23 protein-coding genes are annotated in these 19304 nt (G+C 59.8%); 12 read left to right on the top strand and 11 right to left on the bottom strand.

Annotated elements, in window-relative coordinates:
* Window positions 1-18: 18 nt before the first annotated feature.
* The 3 genes from bioD to MC269_RS09270 form a co-directional block, all read right to left on the bottom strand.
* Entirely contained in the window at window positions 19-717 is a 699-nt protein-coding gene (gene bioD, locus MC269_RS09280) for a dethiobiotin synthase (protein WP_239955019.1), read from the bottom strand.
* Window positions 718-821: 104 nt separating this feature from the next.
* Window positions 822-2039 carry an ROK family protein gene (locus MC269_RS09275; protein ID WP_239955018.1) on the bottom strand — a complete coding sequence of 406 codons (1218 nt, stop codon included), beginning with the start codon at window positions 2037-2039 and terminating at the stop codon, window positions 822-824.
* A 136-nt stretch (window positions 2040-2175) separates the two neighbouring features.
* A complete protein-coding gene (locus tag MC269_RS09270) occupies window positions 2176-3072 on the bottom strand; it encodes a LysR family transcriptional regulator (protein WP_239955017.1) in 897 nt (298 codons plus the stop codon).
* A 93-nt stretch (window positions 3073-3165) separates the two neighbouring features.
* Between MC269_RS09270 and MC269_RS09265 the strand changes: the two genes are divergently transcribed.
* From MC269_RS09265 to MC269_RS09250, 4 genes are all read left to right on the top strand, one after another.
* Window positions 3166-4425: an MFS transporter gene (locus tag MC269_RS09265; protein WP_081137643.1), complete on the top strand. Its 1260-nt coding sequence runs from the start codon at window positions 3166-3168 to the stop codon at window positions 4423-4425.
* Between the two features lie 163 nt (window positions 4426-4588).
* Window positions 4589-4846 (top strand): hypothetical protein, encoded by a 258-nt coding sequence (locus MC269_RS09260; RefSeq protein WP_081137645.1) that lies wholly within the window; start codon window positions 4589-4591, stop codon window positions 4844-4846.
* A 116-nt stretch (window positions 4847-4962) separates the two neighbouring features.
* A complete protein-coding gene (gene cybB / locus MC269_RS09255; RefSeq protein WP_239955016.1) occupies window positions 4963-5502 on the top strand; it encodes a cytochrome b561 in 540 nt (179 codons plus the stop codon).
* A 178-nt stretch (window positions 5503-5680) separates the two neighbouring features.
* Complete coding sequence (locus MC269_RS09250) at window positions 5681-6865, top strand: sugar transporter (RefSeq protein ID WP_239955014.1); 1185 nt, start codon at window positions 5681-5683, stop codon at window positions 6863-6865.
* A 39-nt stretch (window positions 6866-6904) separates the two neighbouring features.
* Here the strand turns inward: MC269_RS09250 and MC269_RS09245 are convergent, their stop codons facing one another.
* Together MC269_RS09245 and MC269_RS09240 are read right to left on the bottom strand one after the other, a co-directional pair.
* The gene (locus tag MC269_RS09245) at window positions 6905-7162 is read right to left on the bottom strand and encodes a hypothetical protein (RefSeq protein WP_239955012.1); all 258 of its coding nucleotides are present in this window, start codon (window positions 7160-7162) and stop codon (window positions 6905-6907) included.
* A gap of 32 nt (window positions 7163-7194) precedes the next feature.
* Entirely contained in the window at window positions 7195-7452 is a 258-nt protein-coding gene (locus tag MC269_RS09240; protein WP_239955010.1) for a DUF1471 domain-containing protein, read from the bottom strand.
* A gap of 293 nt (window positions 7453-7745) precedes the next feature.
* On the opposite strand from MC269_RS09240, the gene MC269_RS09235 reads away from it, so the two are divergent.
* Window positions 7746-8396, top strand: coding sequence for a TetR/AcrR family transcriptional regulator (locus MC269_RS09235; RefSeq protein WP_239955008.1), 651 nt, complete (start codon window positions 7746-7748; stop codon window positions 8394-8396).
* Between the two features lie 63 nt (window positions 8397-8459).
* Here the strand turns inward: MC269_RS09235 and rhaM are convergent, their stop codons facing one another.
* The 4 genes from rhaM to rhaB are packed head-to-tail and all read right to left on the bottom strand — an operon-like array spanning window position 8460 to window position 12337.
* Window positions 8460-8774: an L-rhamnose mutarotase gene (rhaM, locus tag MC269_RS09230; protein ID WP_081137655.1), complete on the bottom strand. Its 315-nt coding sequence runs from the start codon at window positions 8772-8774 to the stop codon at window positions 8460-8462.
* On the bottom strand, window positions 8764-9606 hold the full coding sequence (gene rhaD, locus MC269_RS09225) for a rhamnulose-1-phosphate aldolase (protein ID WP_081137656.1): 843 nt from the start codon (window positions 9604-9606) through the stop codon (window positions 8764-8766). Before rhaD ends, rhaM begins: the two co-directional genes overlap by 11 nt.
* 9 nt (window positions 9607-9615) lie before the next feature.
* Window positions 9616-10872 (bottom strand): L-rhamnose isomerase, encoded by a 1257-nt coding sequence (locus MC269_RS09220; protein ID WP_239955006.1) that lies wholly within the window; start codon window positions 10870-10872, stop codon window positions 9616-9618.
* The gene (gene rhaB, locus MC269_RS09215; RefSeq protein ID WP_239955005.1) at window positions 10856-12337 is read right to left on the bottom strand and encodes a rhamnulokinase; all 1482 of its coding nucleotides are present in this window, start codon (window positions 12335-12337) and stop codon (window positions 10856-10858) included. The genes MC269_RS09220 and rhaB overlap by 17 nt, the downstream gene beginning before the upstream one ends.
* Window positions 12338-12627: 290 nt before the next feature.
* On the opposite strand from rhaB, the gene rhaS reads away from it, so the two are divergent.
* Both rhaS and rhaR read left to right on the top strand, forming a co-directional pair.
* The gene (gene rhaS, locus MC269_RS09210) at window positions 12628-13449 is read left to right on the top strand and encodes an HTH-type transcriptional activator RhaS (RefSeq protein WP_239955004.1); all 822 of its coding nucleotides are present in this window, start codon (window positions 12628-12630) and stop codon (window positions 13447-13449) included.
* 12 nt (window positions 13450-13461) lie between these two features.
* Window positions 13462-14334, top strand: coding sequence for an HTH-type transcriptional activator RhaR (gene rhaR, locus MC269_RS09205; RefSeq protein WP_081137660.1), 873 nt, complete (start codon window positions 13462-13464; stop codon window positions 14332-14334).
* A gap of 133 nt (window positions 14335-14467) precedes the next feature.
* On the opposite strand, the gene rhaT is transcribed toward rhaR, so the two are convergent.
* A complete protein-coding gene (gene rhaT, locus MC269_RS09200; protein ID WP_239955003.1) occupies window positions 14468-15502 on the bottom strand; it encodes an L-rhamnose/proton symporter RhaT in 1035 nt (344 codons plus the stop codon).
* A 65-nt stretch (window positions 15503-15567) separates the two neighbouring features.
* Here rhaT and MC269_RS09195 point away from each other — a divergent pair, with 65 nt between their 5' ends.
* From MC269_RS09195 to MC269_RS09185, 3 genes are read left to right on the top strand one after another with little or no spacing between them, the layout of a single operon-like run.
* Window positions 15568-15834 carry a hypothetical protein gene (locus MC269_RS09195; RefSeq protein WP_239955002.1) on the top strand — a complete coding sequence of 89 codons (267 nt, stop codon included), beginning with the start codon at window positions 15568-15570 and terminating at the stop codon, window positions 15832-15834.
* Window positions 15835-15858: 24 nt separating this feature from the next.
* Window positions 15859-16182 (top strand): hypothetical protein, encoded by a 324-nt coding sequence (locus MC269_RS09190; RefSeq protein ID WP_239955001.1) that lies wholly within the window; start codon window positions 15859-15861, stop codon window positions 16180-16182.
* Between the two features lie 21 nt (window positions 16183-16203).
* Window positions 16204-16302, top strand: coding sequence for a YoaK family small membrane protein (locus tag MC269_RS09185; RefSeq protein WP_143806249.1), 99 nt, complete (start codon window positions 16204-16206; stop codon window positions 16300-16302).
* A 1-nt stretch (window position 16303) separates the two neighbouring features.
* On the opposite strand, the gene MC269_RS09180 is transcribed toward MC269_RS09185, so the two are convergent.
* A complete protein-coding gene (locus MC269_RS09180) occupies window positions 16304-16570 on the bottom strand; it encodes a DksA/TraR family C4-type zinc finger protein (protein ID WP_081137663.1) in 267 nt (88 codons plus the stop codon).
* A 237-nt stretch (window positions 16571-16807) separates the two neighbouring features.
* Here MC269_RS09180 and aldA point away from each other — a divergent pair, with 237 nt between their 5' ends.
* A complete protein-coding gene (gene aldA / locus MC269_RS09175; RefSeq protein WP_239954999.1) occupies window positions 16808-18247 on the top strand; it encodes an aldehyde dehydrogenase in 1440 nt (479 codons plus the stop codon).
* A 755-nt stretch (window positions 18248-19002) separates the two neighbouring features.
* On the top strand, window positions 19003-19212 hold the full coding sequence (locus MC269_RS09170) for a hypothetical protein (RefSeq protein ID WP_239954997.1): 210 nt from the start codon (window positions 19003-19005) through the stop codon (window positions 19210-19212).
* Window positions 19213-19304 lie beyond the last annotated feature (92 nt).

The following is a 19304-nucleotide window of genomic DNA, read 5'->3' as shown; positions in this document are numbered from 1 at the left end:
AGGGGAAATGTTTCACCATCAGGCGATCTTTGCACCTGAACCGGGCACGGCGGCCACGCCGAGCGGCGACAGATCGAGGTAGCCGGACAGCTCGCGCTGCTCGGCGCGCGGTAAATAGGGCAGCTCGCCAAGCAGCGGCGCGTCGAGGCTGTCGCTCAGCACGGCAATCAGCTCCGCGTAGTGCGCCAGCCCGGGGTTGATGCGATTCGCCACCCAGCCCGCCAGCGGCAGGCCGTCGCGCTTAATGGCTTCGGCGGTCAGCAGCGCATGGCTCAGACAGCCCTGCTTGATACCTACCACCAGCACCACCGGGATCTGATGCTGCGCCACCCAGCCGGAGAGCGGTTTTGCGTCATGCATCAGGCTGCGCCAGCCGCCCGTGCCCTCCACGATAACGCACTCCGCCTGCTGCTCCAGCTGCTGCAGGCCGCGGCTTAGCAGGGCGTAGTCCACCGGCTCGCGCGGACGCGTGCTGACCTCGTCCTCTTCATAAATTAACGGATTGATGGCGTCGTAGGGCAAGGCGAGCGTCGAGCTGCTTTGTAACACCAGTGCATCTTTACTGCGCAGGCCTTCCGCGCTCTGCACCGCATTTCTGGCGACCGGCTTGAAACCGACAGCGCTCAGGCCAGCGCGAGCGAAATACTGCAGAAGCGCGCGCGAAACCACGGTCTTCCCTACAGCGGTGTCAGTGCCGGTAATAAACAGGTTTTTCACCCCACTCCTCCTTAACGTTACGGTTTTGTTTTACAAAAAAGCAAAACGCATTGTAAAGAACGCAGGAGGCGCGGGGCTTGCGTTAGCGCAAAGTTCAGTCGCACTTAACCTTGCAACAATTTCACTAACAGATAGCCGCTGTAGAGGGCGTCTTTGATCAGCGCCGCCGCGCCCAGGGTGCCAGGCTCGCGAAATTCGGTGGGCGTCAGCTGGATCGCCTCGCTGTAGGCGGGCAGCGCCTGCTGGCGAATGGTGCTGAGCACCGCGGGAAAAAGCACGTCAGCGGCGTCGTTAAGCGGCGAACCGATGAGAATATGCTGCGGATTAAAGATGTTGACCATCATCGCCAGCATCCGGCCAACGTGATGCCCAACGCCGGCGATAGCGTCGCGCGCCAGCCGATCGCCCTGCTGCGCCGCCTGACAGAGCGTCTCCAGCGACAGCGGCTGCTGGTGCAGCACGCTTTCCGGCTGCGCAGGCAGACGCTGCGCCGCCAGCGCCAGCAAGCTGCCGGTGCTGGCGACCGTTTCCAGACAGCCGTGGTTGCCGCAGTAGCACTGCTGGCCGTAGGGGTCGATCTGGGTGTGGCCGATCTCCACCAGCGCGCGGCCGCTTTTGTGCAGCAGCTGGCCGCCGCTGATCACGCCCGCGCCGACGGTATCGTCGATAACAATCTGGATCACGTTCTGCACGCCGCGCGACGCGCCGAACAGCGACTCTGCCAGCGTCCAGGCGGAGATATCGTGCTGCACGAAAACCGGCACGCCGGTGCGCTGCGCCAGAGTATCACCCAGCGGCATCTCCTGCACGTTATAGCCCGGCAGGCGATGCACCACGCCGGAGGCGGCGTTAATCAGGCCGGGCAAGGTGACGGCGATCGCCGTCAGCCGCTCCAGTTTGCGCTGATGGCGCATAAAAAAGGCGTCTACCTCTTCGATCAGCGAGGTAAGCAAAGGCTGCTGCGTTTCGTCAGGCAGCGGCAACGACTCCTCCACCAGCGCGCGGCTGCTGAGATCGCGCAGCGTCAGGGTTAGCGCGCCGTGATGCAGGCGCACCGCAAGATAGTGCCAGGCCAGGGTGTCGAGGATCAGCCCGATGGCCGGGCGGCCGCGCGATCCCGGCTCCTGAAACTCCGTTTCCTGCACCAGATGGGCATCCAGCATTTCACGCACGATCTTGGTGATGCTGGCGGGCGCCAGCTGCGCCAGTCGGGAAAGTTCGATACGCGACACCGGGCCGTGAAGGTCAATCAGGCGATAAACCACGCCTGCATTAGTCTGTTTGATCTGGTCAATATGGCCAGGCTGACTCTCCAGATTCACGCCCTGCTCCCGGATATTTTCGCGCTTCTAAATAAACAGCGACTATGGTGAGGCAGAATCTGCGCTGGCGTCAAATATTTGATTTGAAATGTGATTTACAGCACATAAAAACCGGACTTTACTCCGGGTCAGGCGCTTATTTCGCCGCAGCGGGCTGCAGCAGCTGCATCATATTACGCATCTGCATCGAGGGTTCCCGCTCGCCGGACCAGACCAGCCACACCTCCGACAGCGCATCCTCTTCACGCAGCGGCAGCCAGACCACATCGGCAAGACGCGCGCGCGCGAAAGAGGCGGGCAAAATCGACACCCCGAGGCCGGTCGCCACCAGGCCGAGAATGGTCATCGCCTCGCCCACTTCCTGCATAATGTAGGGTTGAATATGGTAGCGGCGCAGCAGGCCAAGGATTTCGCCGTGCAGCGCGGTGCCGCCCTGAGGATCGAAGAAGATAAACGGCTCGCTGGCCAGCGCGCTGACCGAAATGGTTTCCGCATCGGCCAGCGGATGGGCCCAGTGCACCACGGCGCGCAGCGGTTCGCGCAGCAGCAGCTGATGGCGCAGATCGGCCGGCAGCACGGTGTTGCGCATTACGCCGAGGTCGAGCTGGCCGTCGTGCAGCGGCGCCAGCTGCTGGCGGGTGTTGATCTCCTGCATCTGGATATGCACCTGCGGCCAGCGCTGACGAAACTGATAGAGCGCGTCTGACACCAGCCCGGTAAAAGGAGCGGACGAGGTGAAGCCGATGCGCAGCTCGCCCTCTTCGCCGCGCTGAAGCCGCGCCGCGCGGCTGGCGGCCTGTTCGACCTGCAGCAGAATAGCGCGCGCATCGAGCAGAAACTGATGGCCCGCCGGCGTAAGCTGCACGCTGCGGTTGGTGCGCGTCAGCAGCCTTGCGCCGATCTCCTGCTCCAGCTGCATAATCTGCTGACTCAGCGGCGGCTGAGAGATGTTAAGCCGTTGCGCGGCGCGGCCAAAGTGCAGCTCTTCCGCCACCGCCAGAAAGTAACGCAGATGGCGCAGTTCAATATTCATATTTTAAACGTATCAGTTGAGAGGATTAATATATTAGACGACCTATTACCCCTTTCCTAGAGTAAGCCTATTGTTTTCAGGTGAGGAATTACCGTGCGTCGCTCTTCTCACGCCGTTACGCTCGACGATAACGCGTTGCCCGACTCTCCCACAGTGGCGACGGCGCCCTCTGCCGTCTGGATTAAGCGCGGCACGCCGCAGTTTATGCGCGTGACGCTGGCGTTGTTCTCTGCCGGTCTGGCCACCTTTGCGCTGCTCTACTGCGTGCAGCCGATTCTGCCAGTGCTGTCGGCGCAGTTCGGCGTCTCACCGGCCGAGAGCAGCATTTCGCTTTCGGTGGCCACCGGGCTGATGGCGCTGGGCCTGCTGGTGACGGGGCCGCTCTCCGACGCTATCGGCCGCAAAAATGTTATGGTGACGGCGCTGATGCTGGCGGCGCTCTGCACGTTAATCTCCGCCACCATGAACAGCTGGCAGGGGATTTTGCTGATGCGCGCCCTGACGGGACTGTCGCTCAGCGGCGTCGCGGCCGTGGGCATGACCTATCTGAGCGAGGAGATCCATCCCAGCGTTATCGCCTTTTCGATGGGGCTCTATATCAGCGGCAACTCAATCGGCGGCATGAGCGGCCGTTTGCTGAGCGGCGTGCTGACCGATTTCTTTTCGTGGCGCGTCGCCATCGCCGCCATCGGCTGCTGCGCCCTCGCCTCGGCGCTGATGTTCTGGCGTATCCTGCCGCCTTCGCGTCATTTCCGCCCGGCGTCGCTCAGGCCGCGCAGCCTGATGATTAACTTTCGCCTGCACTGGCGCGATGCCGGACTGCCGCTGCTGTTTGCCGAAGGTTTTCTGCTGATGGGCGCCTTTGTCACGCTGTTTAACTATATCGGCTATCGCCTGCTCGGCGCGCCCTACCACCTTAGCCAGGCGATTGTTGGCCTGCTGTCGGTGGTCTATCTGACGGGATCCTGGAGTTCGCCGAAAGCCGGCGCGCTGACGACGCGTCTGGGACGCGGCCCGGTGCTGCTGGGCGCCACCGCCCTGATGCTGACAGGGCTGCTGATCACCGCTCTCAGCGCGGTGTGGTGGATCTTCCTCGGCATGATGCTGTTTACCGCCGGTTTTTTCGCCGCCCATTCGGTCGCCAGCGGCTGGATAGGCCCGCGCGCGCGTCGCGCCAAAGGCCAGGCGTCGTCGCTCTATCTCTTCAGCTATTATGTCGGCTCCAGCGTGGCCGGCACGCTGGGCGGTCTTTTCTGGCACCGCTTTGGCTGGACGGGCATTACCGCGTTTATCTCGGCGCTTCTGCTTCTCGCCCTGCTGGTGGGATGGCGTTTACAGCAGAAAAAATTGTAGTTCCTCACTCTCTCTGAAGGGCGCCGCGACGCCCTTTTTAGCCTGCTAATCCTGAGCCTGCTTACTAATTAGTGCCAGCTAAAACAAAGCCTTCATTCCCCGCTATAATCCCCTTCACTCCAACAATAAATGTACTTTTATTTTCAGCAATGAGGATGTCCCCATGGGCCATTACTATTACGTTTCTAAACACTCAGGCTACAACAATAACCACGTGGTGCATGCCGCAGGCTGCCAGTATCTTCCTCCGCTTGATGCCAGACTGTTTCTTGGCACCTTTTACACCGCCAACGCGGCGATCCAGCAGGCGCGCAAATATTATCCTGGCTCACTCGGTTGCGAGGCCTGCTGTCCGTTACCGGTAAAAAAAAACCTGACTCAGCAGAATAGCGTGGCACTAAAGCATATCGCCACACTCTGATTATGCTGGCCTGACGGCACGGGGAAAATGGGGCCGCCGCCGTTGCGCCAGTTTGTTAAGATTTTGCCCTGTTTTGCGGTAAGGTAGAGGTTTCCTCTCCTGTGCATGAGCAGACTATGCGTGAAAAATATGCCGCTTCCCAAATTACCCTACACTGGCTGACCTTTCTGTTGGTGGCGCTGGCTTACGCCACTATTGAGCTGCGCGGCTTTGCCCAGCGCGGCTCCTGGCAAGGCTACGCCATGATCGTGACGCACTTTAGCGCCGGCTTTAGCGTGCTGATACTGATGCTGGCGCGCCTGTTTTTACGCCAGCGTCATCGCTCACCAGCTATCGTGCCGCCCATCGCGCGCTGGCAGACGGGTCTGGCGCATCTGGTGCACACGCTGATTTACGCCCTGTTTATTACGCTGCCCGTTCTCGGCCTGACCTCGCGCTATCTGCGCGGGCGTGACTGGTGGCTGTTCGGCATTCCCATGCCGGTGACGAGCGAGCCGAACTTCGATCTCTCTGATACCCTGATTGGCTGGCATGAAACCCTGGCGCCGCTGGGCTACTGGCTGATCGGCCTGCATGCCGTGGGCGCGCTGTTTCATCACTACTTTCTAAAGGACAACACCCTCAGACGCATGATGCCGGGCAAAGCGCCCGATTGATAACCGCCTTTTATCGCCCGCGGGTCGGGCGATAAAAAATTTTCAGGAATAAAACCGCGTTTCAGCGTTCCCCTTACCGTGCAATTCCCTCACAATAGCTAATAATTTGTGACGCAAGTCACTTTCGTGGGTGTGCTGGTCGCATCCGTTTGCTGTTGCCTGGACTGATTTTATCTACATGCAATCAACTACTGTTTCACGTAAAACGGCGTGGCTACGCGTGGTGCTGCTGGCCATCGCCGCCTTTGTCTTCAACACCACCGAGTTCGTGCCCGTCGGCCTGCTGTCGGACATCGGAGCCAGCTTCGACATGACCAGCGCGGATGTCGGCATCATGCTCACCATCTACGCATGGGTGGTGGCGCTGCTTTCGCTGCCGCTGATGCTGCTGACGCGCAATATCGAGCGGCGCATTCTGCTGGCGGTGCTGTTTCTGATCTTTATCGCCAGTCACCTGCTTTCTACCTTTGCCTGGAGTTTTGCCTCGCTGGTGATGTCGCGCATCGGCATTGCGCTGGCGCATGCGGTCTTCTGGTCGATCACCGCGTCGCTGGCGATACGCGTCGCGCCGGCCGGTAAAAAAACCCAGGCGTTAAGTATGCTAGCGACCGGCACCGCGCTGGCGATGGTGCTGGGCGTGCCGATCGGCCGCGTGGTGGGGCAATATCTGGGCTGGCGCACCACCTTCGGCATGATCGGCCTCTCCGCGCTGGTGCTGATGGTGCTGCTGGCGCGTATTCTGCCGCGTTTGCCGAGCGAGCACACCGGCTCGCTCAGCAGCGTGCCGATGCTGTTTCGCCGGCCCGCGCTGGTCAGCATGTATCTGCTGGTGACCCTCGTGGTGACCGCGCACTACACCGCCTACAGCTATATCGAGCCCTTTATGCAGTTCGTGGCGAATGCGGATGAGAACTTCACCACCCTGCTGCTGTTGCTGTTCGGCTCCGCCGGGATTCTGGGCAGCGTACTGTTTAGCTCGCTGGGCAATAAATTCCCGTCTGCGCTGCTGATTGCCGCTATCGCCATCATCACGCTCTGTATGGGGCTGCTGATTTTCGCCGCGGTGCGTCCGGCCGCGATTGCCACACTCTGCGTGCTGTGGGGAATGGCGATGATGATGATCGGGCTGGCGATGCAGGTGCGCGTGCTGTCGCTGGCGCCGGATGCCACCGACGTGGCGATGTCGCTGATGTCAGGAATTTATAATATCGGCATTGGCGCGGGTGCGCTGCTCGGCAACCAGGTCAGCAAGCATCTGAGCATGGCGGACGTCGGCAATATCGGCGGGCTGCTGGGGCTGGTCGCGCTGTTCTGGTGTATTGCGATTTTCCGCAAATATCCGCAGCTGCGCAGCAACGGATAAAAAAAGGGCTTCAGCAGTGCGTTGCTGAAGCCCTTTTCGTTAGTTAAGGCTGGCGGCTGTGCCAGACAGCCCGCTCGCGCCAGAGGTCGAAGTGATGCGGAAAGGCTGGACGCGACTGTTGTCCTGCTTTCCCGCCAACTGCTGCTCCAGAGAAATAAAGCTGCTGCTGCCGCTGACGTTTACCGCTGCGGCGCTGGTCTGCGCATAGGGCGCGACCTCAATATGCTGCGCCGCCGCGCTGGCCAATGAAGCCGTGCCGAGCAGCGCTGCCAGTATGGCGAATGTGACGCTTTTCATCCTCTCTTCTCCTCTTCTCCGACGCCGCTGACTTACTGGTAAATCACCGCCGTGCCGTGCAGGTTGTTCTGGCCTGAGGTCGACGTGATGCGGAACGATTTAGCGCCTGCGGCATCCGCTTTCGCGTTGAGCTGCGCTTCGAGTGAATCCAGGTTTGAACCACCCTGTGCAGAGATGGTACCGACTGCGGTCTGGTGCAGCGGATCGCTGGCAACCTGATCGGCGGCCATTGCGCCAAAAGAAAGGGTGGTAAGGGCCAGAGCGGCCAGGGTCAGTTTGGTGGTTTTCATGATATCGGCTCTCATATTTGGTGTTTGTACAGGTGTCGTTGAATTAATTAACGATCGTTAAATTAATGGTAGTGCATTGTGTGCCTGAACGTCAATGTTTATTTAGCGATCGTTATTTTAATGCGGAAGTGGCGTGATTATGGGCTTTGCCGCCCTTTTACACTTAACCATTAGGGTGAAAAGCGGCTGTCAGAGCACAAAGTGGCAACCCGTCGCCGCCGGGGCGCCAGACGGCTTGCATATTTTATTAATGATCGGTAATTTAATGGGGTGTTTTTCAGACGCGAGGATATATGAGCCAGCAACATGATGAAGCAGTTAAAAAATGTCGTGGTCGGCCAAAAACGTTCGATCGAGACGCGGCGCTGGATAAAGCGCTGACGCTGTTCTGGACCCACGGTTATGAAGGCACCTCCCTTTCCGATCTGGTTGCGGCCACTGGTGCCAAAGCGCCCACACTCTATGCTGAGTTCGTGAATAAAGAAGGTCTGTTCCGCGCGGCGATGGAGCGTTATATCGAGCGTTTCAGCGCTTACCGCAACGCGGCTCTGCATGACGAAAGCAAAACGGTTGCCGACGCGATTGAGGGCTGGTTCCGCGCCACTGCGGCCTGCTTTACCGACTGCGATACGCCGTCTGGCTGCTTTTTTATCTGCACCTCGACCGCGCTCTCTTCCTCATCGGGTGAGATCGCCCAGATGCTGCATCAGCAGCATGAGGCGCAGCAGCAGACGCTGCTCGACTTTCTCTCCGCGCGTCAACAGCGCGGGGATATCCCGCCACAGGTGGATATCATCTCTCTGGCACGCTATCTGGCGTGTCTGCTGCAGGGCATGTCGGTGCGCGCGCGTGAAGGTGCGGCGCAGGCGGATCTCGACAATATAATTGATACGCTGATGGCGATGTGGCCGGTACTGACGGGTCACTGTGTGAAGCAGAAATAAATATTTTTGCGCTATGAAGTAAAACCAGGGCGGGAAATTTCCCGCCCTGGTTGTGATGGCCGCTTATTCGAGGAAGAAGACTGGCTTTAACGGCTGGCTAATGGGGCTGTTGTCCTGATTACTGGGCATCAGATCTTTCATCGACGCCCACCAGCGCTGGCACACCTCTGTTTGCGCTACAGCATTCCAGCGCTCTTCCGACTCGATCTCCACGCTGGCAAAGAGTAAATGGCGTTCGGCATCGAGCCAGATGGCGTAGTTATGCGCGCCATGCGCCTTCAACGTTTCCGCCAGTTCCGGCCAGATGGGCGAATGGCGACGCTCATATTCCGCGTGGCACTCCGCATTCACCTGCATGATAAAGGCTTTACGAAGCATTGGCTGGCCCCACGTCCAGTGCCGCCTGCCATGGCGTGACGTTAAAGCGCTTGCCCAGCGCCACCAGCTGCTCGGTGGTGATGCTCTGGCGAATGCCGCCCATCGACAGCACCTTAACGATCACTTCCGACGATTTCTCGGCGGTGTCGATCAGGCCGAAGGTTTCGTCCAGCGTCGGGCCGGCGCCGAAAATGCCGTGGAACGGCCACATCACCAGGCTGTGGGACGCCATCTTATCGGCGGTCGCCTGGCCGATCTCGTCGGTGCCCGGCACCATCCACGGCAGAATGCCGACGCCGTCGGGGAACACCACCAGACACTCGGTGCTGCCTTCCCACAGCAGGCGCGTAAAGCGCGCCGAATCCAGCTCCACCACGTAGCTTAGCGACATAAAGTTGGTGGCATGGCAGTGCATGATCACGCGGTCGACGCCGTTCGACACCTGTTTGCGCACGCTGTGCGACTGGAAATGCGACGCCAGCTCGGAGGTGGGCAGCCCGCCGTTACTCAGTCCCCAGTAAATTTTGTATGACAGCCCTTGCTCATCGACCTTCAGCAGCGCCAGGCTGTCGGCGGGATCGAGCTGCACGTTGCGGAAAAACTTGCCGGATCCGGTGACAAGGAACCAGCAGTTCGCCAGCTGCGGCGCGGGCTGAGTCAGTTCGACGCAGCGCGGCGCGGCGTAAAAATCGCTGGCAAAAGGCTCAACCTCCTCCTCCAGCAGACGCAGCGACACATTGCCGCCGTTACGTTCGTCCCAGCCCTTCAGCCACATGTCGCTGGTGGCTTTGACCATTCCCTGTACAAACCAGGAAGAAAGAATGCTTTGCATAGTGAACCCTTAACGTTGATTCAGAATTTGTTGTTCGTAATGACGCACATCGCTTAACCAGCTGGCGTCGGCGGGCACGTCGTGGCGCAGACACCAGGCTTCCCATACCGCCTGCCACGGCAGCGATTTTTGCTCTTCCAGCAGGGCCAGACGCGCGGTGTAATCCCCCGCCGCTTCGGTTTGACGCAGGCGCTCGGTGGGTTCCAGCAGCGCGCGCAGCAGCGCTTTTTTGGTGTTGCGCGTGCCGATCACCCAGGCTGCGATGCGGTTGATAGAGGCGTCGAAGAAGTCGAGCCCGATGTGCACCTTGTCAAACAGCTGGTGGCGCACGATTTCGCTGGCGATCGCCTGGGTTTCATCGTCGAGCAGCACCACATGGTCGCTGTCCCAGCGCACCGGGCGGCTGACGTGCAGCAGCAGACGCGGCACATAGAGCATGGCGGTGGAGATCTTGTCAGAGATCACTTCGGTCGGATGGAAATGGCCAGCGTCAAGGGTCAGCGCGGTCTGGCGGCTGGTGGCGTAACCCATAAAGAATTCGTTGGATCCGACGGTATAACTTTCCGCGCCGATGCCGAACAGCTTGCTCTCTACCGCGTCGATATGGTGCTGCGGATTGAGCTTCTCGGCGATCACCTCATCCAGCGCGCTAAGCAGACGCTGACGCGGCGCGAGACGATCGACGGTGAGATCTTTCATGCCGTCCGGCACCCAGATGTTCATCACGGAAGGCGTGCCGAGCTGTTCGCCAAACCAGGCCGAGACGCGGCGGCTCGCTTTGCAGTGGTCAATCCAGAACTGACGGATCGCCGGGTCGGCGTGCGACAGGGTAAATCCGTCGGCGCTCAGCGGATGGGAAAAGCAGCTCGGGTTGAAATCCAGACCCAGCTTCTGCTGCTTCGCCCACTCCACCCAGCTGGCGAAGTGCTTCGGCTCAATGGCGTCGCGATCCACCGGCGACTCGCTTTCCAGATAGATGGCGTGCAGGTTCAGGCGCTTGGGTCCGGGGATCAGCGACATCGCCTTTTCCAGATCGGCGCGCAGCTCCGCTGCGCTGCGCGCTTTGCCCGGGTAGTTGCCGGTCGCCTGGATGCCGCCGGTCAGCGCGCCCTGCGGGTTTTCAAAACCGCGCACGTCGTCGCCCTGCCAGCAGTGCATGGAGATGGGCACGCTATCCAGTCGCGCCATCGCCTGGTCGACATCCACGCCGATATCGGCGTAACGTTGTTTAGCCAGTTCAAAGGCTTGCTCAATCAGCTTTGTCATATGCGAGTTCCTTAGCAGGCTGACTCAACGCCGCGAAGCGTGCCTCACTGGCACGAAAGGCGCTGTTGTTCAGCGGTTCAAATGTCTTAAGAGGGAAATTGGTTGCGACGCAGCGGCGGAAATCCGCTACGTCGGTGAGTTCACCCAGCGCAATCAGCTGACAGCCGACGTTGCCCAGCGTGGAGGCTTCAACCGGCCCGGCCAGCACCGGGATCTGACAGGCGTCGGCGCAGAGCTGGTTGAGGAATTGATTCTGGCTGCCGCCGCCCACCACATGCAGCTGGCGAAAGGCGCTGCCGCGCAGCGTCGCAAGATCCTGAATCACCTCGCGATAGAGCAGCGCCAGACTGTCAAAGATACAGCGCGCCAGCGCGGCGGCCGACTGCGGCACCGGCATATGCTGTTCGGCGCAGGCGTTCTGAATTTCGTTCACCATGCTGTCGGGATTGATAAAGCGCGCGTCGTTGGGGTTGATCAGCGCGCGGCAGGCCGGCTCTTTCTCCGTTTCCGCGATCAGCGCGCAGAGGTCGTCGATGCGTAGCTCGGTGCAGATGCGCTGCAGCAGCCACAGCCCCATGATGTTTTTCAGCACGCGATAGCCTTCCGCGCCGCCCTCGTTGGTGATGTTGGCGCGCAGCGCCTCGGCGGAGGCGTAAGGCAGCAAACTTTCGAAGCCCATTAGCGACCAGGTGCCGGAGCTGAGATAGGCTGCATTCTCCTGCGTCAGCGGCGTGGCGAGCACGGCGCTGGCGGTGTCGTGCGTGGTAACCGCGATAACCGGAATTTCGGCGCCGCCAGCGTTTCGCCAGTGGCCGATCAGATTGCCCGGCGAGGTCGGCTTGCCGAACCACGACGGCGACGCACCCGCCCAGGCGAGCAGTTCCGCGTCCCACTCGCCGCTTTCAATATTCAGCAGCTGCGTGGTGGTGGCGTTGGTATATTCCCAGTTCAGCTTGCCGGTCAGACGATAGTGCAGATAGTCGGGGATCATCAGCGCATGAGCGACCTGCGCTTTCCACTCCGGCTGCTGCTGGCTCAGGGCGCGGAACTGATAGAGCGTGTTAAAGGGCAGAAACTGAATGCCGGTGCGGGCGTAGATGGTCTCTTTGCCCAGCTCGCGCAGCGCCTGCTCCATCACGCCGTGGGTGCGTTTATCGCGATAGCTCACCGCTTCGCCGACCCGGTTGCCTGCCTTGTCCAGCAGCACCATATCGACCCCCCAGGTGTCGATGCCGATGCTGTCCGGCACGATGTTTTCGGCATCCAGCTGCGCCAGCCCGGCGCGAATTTCGCGCTCAAGATGATCGAGATCCCAGCAGTCATAGCCCGCCCGACGTTCGCGAAGGCTGGCGAAACGACGCACCTCGCGCAGGTCGATGTGCTGAGATGCGGCGTCCCACTGGGCGAGCATCACGCGTCCGCTGGATGCGCCCAAATCAACCGCAACGATATTTCGCTTACTCATGGCCCGTTCTTCCTCTGATGTGATGCTGACAGAGTAAAAACGTTACAGGCGCGCCACCTTCCCCGTACTGCCAGCGCCTCTCGCTCGCTGGCAGGTTTGCAAAGATGTTCGTGAGGGAGATCACAGAGGCGCAAGGGCAGCGTATGTGAGCTTCGCCGCAAATCTTTTAACTGGTGGGAATATCTTGAATAAAAAGCAAAATTCCTGCGGCTGGCGGTGCAAAATTCAAGGTAAGCCGCCGCGCGGCCAGGTAGACTCGGTTACGTTTTTGTTAAACAGACGAGGCCATCATGACGATTTTACACAGCGCCGACTTCTTTCCTGAGGGCGATTACGCCATCGCTATCGAACCGCGCGTGCCTCAGGCCGCCTTCCCGGAGCATCACCATGATTTCCACGAAATCGTGCTGGTGGAACAGGGGTCGGGCATTCATGTGTTTAACGGCCAGCCGCAAACCCTGTGCGCCGGCTGCGTCTGCTTCGTGCGCGATCACGATCGTCACCTTTATGAGCAGACCGACAATCTCTGCCTCACCAACGTGCTCTACCGCAGCCCGAGCGCCTTTCGCTTTCTCTCTGGGCTGCAGGCGCTGCTGCCGAATGAAAGCGAGGGCCAGTACGCCTCGCACTGGCGCATAAATAACAAAGTCATGACGCAGGCGCTGGATGTGGTGGCGAAGATGCGGCAGGATGACCGCTGGTCGCTGGAGAAACAGGCGCGGCAGGAGCAGCTCTTTTTGCAGCTGCTGGTGCTGCTGCGCGAGGCGTGCCGCAATGAACAGGCGCAGGATCAAGAGGCCAGGCTGCATCGCCTGCTGGACTGGCTCAACGATCACTACAGCGAAGAGATCGTGTGGGAGGCGCTGGCCGACCGTTTCTCGCTGTCGCTGCGCACGCTGCATCGCCAGATGAAGCAGCAAACCGGCAGCACGCCGCAGCGTTATCTCAACCGGCTGCGGCTGCTGCAGGCGCGCCATCTGCTGCGCCACAGCGATTTGCGCATTACCGATATCGCCTTTCAGTGCGGCTTCGGCGACAGCAACCACTTTTCTACCCTGTTTCGGCGTGAATTTGGCTGCGCCCCGCGAGCGGAGCGCCAGCAGATGATGTAAAAGGAGCTATCGATGTCGCTGATCCTGAGTCGGGAGGACTATTTTCCCGCCCCCAACCTGCCGGTCACCGTGGCTGAACGTATGCCGCAGCCCTCTTTTCCCGCGCACCGGCATGAGTTCAGCGAAATCGTTATCGTCTGGCGCGGTAATGGCCTGCATATTCTTAACGATCGCCCCTGGCTGATTACCTGCGGCGACGTCTTCTATATTCGCGATCAGGATTGCCACAGCTACGACAGCGTTAATGACCTGGTGCTCGACAACATCCTTTACTGCCGCGATCGTTTCGGCCTGGGGCTCGACTGGGCGCAGCTGCTGCCGCCGCAGGGCGAAGATGCGCCGGGCTGCTGGCGTCTGACCACGCGCGGCATGGCGCTGGCGCGCGGCGTCATCAGCCAGCTGGAGCGCGAAAGCCATAAGAGCGATCCTCTCTCTATTCAGCTGTCAGAAGCGCTGTTTTTGCAGCTGGCGCTGATCCTGCGCCGCCACGGCTATGCGGCGGACCGGCCCTGGGCGCTGCCCGAAGGCGAACAGCTTGACCTGCTGATGTCGGCGCTGCAGGGCGCGGTGGCGCGCCCCTTCGATCTGGCGACCTTTTGCCAGCAAAACGCGCTGAACGAGCGCGCCCTGAAGCAGCTGTTCCGCCAGCAGACCGGGATGACGGTCGGTCACTATTTGCGTCAGCTGCAGCTCTGTCAGGCAAAGCATCTGCTGCGCACGCAGGATTGTTTGATAGGCGAAGTGGCGGCGCGCTGCGGATTTGACGACAGCAACTATTTCTCAGTGGTGTTTACGCGCGAAACCGGCCTGACGCCCAGCGCCTGGCGGCAACGGTTTGTGCCGCAGCGGTCGGGAAGCGCGGCGCAGGACAGAGCGCCGTCTTAAACCTGCGGCGGCTGGCAGAAAGGTGACCACGACTCTACGCAGGTGAGATCGCCCGAAAAGCAAAGCGCCCGTGACAGGCGTGTCGCGGGCGCTTTATCTTACATTCAACGCTGATTATCTCTGGTATCGGTACTTACGCCGCCAGCCCAAGGCCCACAATGTTAGCGGCAATAATAATCACCACGCAGCCGAGCGAAAGCACGCTGACCGGACGGCGTCCAGCCGATTTCCACTCTTTCATCAGCAGCCCGACCAGGCCGCCGCACAGCACGTAAAGGCTCATGTGCAGCATCCAGCTGACGTAGTCATACTGCGGCGGGATTTTGGCGTGGCCCCAGGCGTAAAAGAAGAACTGCAGATACCACATGGTGCCGCCCAGCACCGCGAAGGCGATATTGGCAATCAGCAGCGGCTTCGCCACGGAGAGATCGCGACGCAGCGACAGCTCCGGCTTCATCGCCAGGCGGATAAAACAGAACGCCAGGTTGACCAGCGCCCCGCCGCCCATAATCACCACATAGCTTGGCAGCGCGACGTAGAGCGGATCGATGCCCAGTGCTGCCGCCGCTTCATGCATCGGTTTCGCCGCGTCCATGGCGAACGACATGCCCGCCGAAAAGATACCGCACAGCACCGCCAGCACCAGTCCCTTCTTGAGATTGAACTCTTCCGCGTTGATCCCCAGCGCGCGCTCTTTCAGCAGGCCGGCGCGCGAGACGATCGCGACGCCCACCAGCGCCACGGCGACGCCGAGCAGGGTTAACCGGCCGCCGGTTGAGGCGAACAGTTCGCCGAACCGTCCCTGGATCAGCGGCGTCATCAGGGTGCCGACCACCAGCGTGATGCCGATAGCGATGCCGATGCCCATCGACATGCCAAGATAGCGCATCGTCAGACCGTAGTTGATGTTGCCGATGCCCCACATCGCGCCGAACAGAAAGACCGGCAGCAGCTGAGAGAAGCTAAAGCTGCTGTAGTAGGACCAGAAGTTTGGCAGCAGCACCGCGCTGACCGCCCACGGCAGGATCAACCAGGACATAAAGCCACCGACCGACCACATCGTTTCCCATGACCACTTTTTCACCTGTTTAAACGGCGCGTAGAAACACGCGGCACTGGCAGCACCGACGAGATGCCAGAAGATACCTGCAATAATGGCACTGTTCATTGTTATTCCTTGCATAAGGTTGAGGCCTACAGGAAACCCGGTTCCTGGTCAGCAGGCAGTCTACGGTGCGCCTGACGCCTCCAGCCTTTGAATGGCTGCCGATCACAAAGCCGAAATGGCAATATCAGCCGGTTACTCCCTACCGGGATCACAGTTTCGATTTTGTTGGATCTGCAGCGGAGAAATCCTTTAACCTACTCATTATTCAGGTGTTTTTAATAAAATGCTGTGCCGCGCAGCACATTTTCCCGCTGGCTGCCGTTTTTTCAGCGCGCCTGGCAAAAAAACAAAGATGCTTCCCTAATGGCGATGAAGCCCGTATAAAACGGTAAAACGCATCCACGGCAGGAAATAAGATGACGGGAAAATGGTTAACGCTGTTTTTATCGCGTGCGGTAAGCCGCGTCATGCTGGATGACCTGCGCGCCATCCTGCCCGCCAGCGCGGTAAAGATCTTTATCAACGAACTGGAAGAGGCGCGCTATGCGACGCTGGAGTGTCAGCAGGCGGAAGAGAGCTGCGCGCTGATCGCCTCGGCGATGGTGGTGTGGCGCCAGCTGGGCCATATTCACCGCATCACCTATAAAAAGGGCGAGGTCCTGCGCGACGTCAGCGACGCCAGCCAGTTTCAGCTTTTCAGCATGCTAAAAACGCACCGCGCGGTGATGCAGGTCGCCTGACGGGAAGATAACGAGGTTTCTATGAGAGTGGGTATTCTGTTTCCGATCGCCATTATCGTGGCGGGCGTCGGTTTTCTGGCATGGTTCATCGGCAGCGGACTCGCCATGCCAGGTTCCTGAGCTAACGCAGCTGGCTGTCTTTGCTGCCGCGTCGATTATAGAGGGCGCTGCCTTTGAGTTCTTTGTCGTGCGCCTGCTGGCAGGCCAGGCAGAAACGCACGCCGGGCACCGCCTCGCGGCGCGCCTGCGGGATTGGCTCGCCGCATTCGTCGCAATACTCCGCGCTTTCGCCCTTGTTCATGCTGCCGCGCACGCGGGCGATTTCATCATTAACGGTACTTTCAATCTGTTCCTGCACGGCGCCATCTGACGCCCATCCGCTCGCCATAACATCCTCCTCATTACTGAAAGTGTTGGCCCAAATTCCGTTTTGCGCAACGTAGAGAAGATATGGGGGTCACGCATACCCAATGCAAGCTTTTGTCGTCGTCAGCGCCCTGTTCTGCGTTTGTTTGCCAGCGCCGCGCTGTAAATGGCAATCAGGCTAAGGTGTCGTCAGGGGTTTTGTTTCACGCTGCATTTATAAAACATTTTATTAACGTACCCGACATCGGAGATGCAGCAGATGACAACAGAACTAAAACATTATATTAACGGTGAATTTGTCGCGCACAGCCGCGACGCGTGGATCGAGGTAATCAATCCCGCCACCGAAACGCTGCTGGCGCGTATCCCCGAAGGCTGCGCGCAGGAGGCCAGCCGCGCGATTGACGCCGCCGAAGCCGCACAGCCCGCCTGGGAGGCGTTGCCCGCCGTCGCGCGCGGCGGCTGGCTGCGCAAGCTGGCGAACGCCATCCGCCAGCGCGAACCCGAGCTGACCGCCACCATCGTCGCTGAAGGCGGCAAAACGCAAGGCCTGGCGCAGACCGAGGTGCTGTTTACAGCCGACTACCTCGACTATATGGCCGAATGGGCGCGCCGCTATGAAGGCGAGATCGTCAACAGCGATCGCCCCAACGAGAATATCTTCGTGTTTAAAAAGGCGATCGGCGTCACCACCGGCATCCTGCCGTGGAACTTCCCCTTCTTTCTAATCGCGCGTAAAGCCGCGCCCGCGCTGATTACCGGCAATACCATCGTCATCAAGCCCAGCGAACTGACGCCGCTTAACGCCGGCATCTTTGCTGAGATCCTGCATCAGATTGGCCTGCCGCAGGGCGTGATTAACATTGTCTACGGCTACGGCCCGGAGATTGGCCAGGAGCTGGCCGCTAATGCGAAAGTGGGTCTGGTGAGCCTGACCGGCAGCGTCGGCGCAGGCGTCGCCACGATGGCGGCCGCGGCGAAGAACGTCACTAAGGTGTCGCTGGAGCTGGGCGGCAAAGCGCCCGCCATCGTGATGAACGATGCCGACGTCGATTTGGCGGTGAAGGCGATTGTCAGCTCGCGCGTGATCAACAGCGGGCAGGTGTGCAACTGCGCAGAGCGCGTTTATGTGCAGGAAGGCATCTACGACCGCTTTATGACGGCGCTGACCGAGGCGTTTAAGCAGGTAAAATTTGGCGATCCGGCGGAGCAGCGCGACATTGATATGGGACCGCTGATCACCGCCGCCGCGCTGGCGCGCGTGGAGAAAAAAGTGGCGGACGCCGTGGCGGCGGGCGGCAAGGTGGTGCTGGGCGGCAAACGCGCCGGCGATAAAGGCTTCTTTTTTGAGCCGACTATTATCGCCGACGTGCGTCAGGATATGGAGATTATGCGCGAGGAGATCTTTGGGCCGGTGCTGCCGGTGATGACCTTCAAGACACTGGACGAGGCGATTGAGCTGGCCAACGACTGCGAATATGGCCTGACCTCTTCACTCTATACGCGGGATTTAAACACCACCATGGCGGCGCTGCGCAGGCTGAAGTTTGGCGAAACCTACGTTAACCGCGAGAACTTTGAAGCGATGCAGGGCTTCCACGCCGGCTGGCGCAAATCGGGTATCGGCGGCGCCGACGGGCGTCATGGCCTGGAGGAGTATCTGCAGACGCACGTCGCCTATCTGCAGTTTTCGCTGTAAGGCTCAATCTGTCCAGGTTGTAAAACGCCGTCATGTTTGCCAGTTAAGCATGGGGTGATAATGCAGTCTGGGGCCGTTCAGGGGCTGGCGGTCCTCGCGCCGCTGACGCGGTCCCTTCACGTCATTCGTCTGCCTCACGGACCGGTGGGGATGGAACATCCCTGTTCCAGCCCCACCTTTCGCCCGCATCCCTGCGGGCTCTCCTGGCAGACGCATTCTGTTCAGCGCTGCGAAATGCCCGCCCCTGAACGGCCCCAGCCTGCCTGCCAGCTTCCGTGTGCGCTGTTAGAAACAGACGGTAAAGGACACCCGGTCTGAGGCCACTGCGCCTTCTCTGCTGAAGAGGGCTATTCGCAGCGCTGAGGCGGAAACGTTGTGCCCGGAACCTGTCGCAGGGAGGCGACAGGCAGTTCGGGTAGGCCTGGATGGCCGTACCCGAACGGTCCGTCCGGCACGACGTTGCAGCCGAAGGCACCGCGCAGCGGCGCGAGGACGGCCCTGCAGAGGATGAAGCTCTGTGGCCCGCACCAGCATGCTCACACGCGGATAAGAAAAGGCCGCCATTTAGAGAAAATAGCGGCCTTACCTGAACACGCCTGTAACTAACAAGCATTACGCCCAACGTGTGGCTTTTTCGTCCAGAGAAATTGCTGTTTTTGTGAAGCTGAACAAACAAGCAAGATTGCCGCCATTACGATAAAACCTCATATTCACAGTGGGTATCAGCCGATACCTCTTTTGAAAAGGACGACAAAATGGCTTTAAGCGATCATGAATATATAAATTTTTCTGAAGACTATGAGCTTGATTATCATCTGCGCAAGGTGAATAAGCTGCAAACCCAGGCTAATCGTAGCGCCCTCCGCGCCATGGGCGCAGAACTCAAGGCGCGATCTGGTAAAACCTTTCTGACACACGCAGAATTCCATACTTATATCCTGAGCCAACTTCACCGGCTCACCTGAAAGCTGCCGCAATCCCTTCAGGCTGCCGCGTAGGCAGCCTGAAGGGCTTAGCAGGCCTCATTCCTGCACGAAATGCAGAGCACCTGCTAGCT

The sequence above is a fragment of the Pantoea sp. Z09 genome, assembly GCF_022394795.1.
GTDB lineage: Bacteria > Pseudomonadota > Gammaproteobacteria > Enterobacterales > Enterobacteriaceae > Pantoea > Pantoea latae.
The sequence above is the reverse complement of the archived record's forward strand: the minus strand, read 5'-3'. Positions and strand labels throughout refer to the sequence as shown.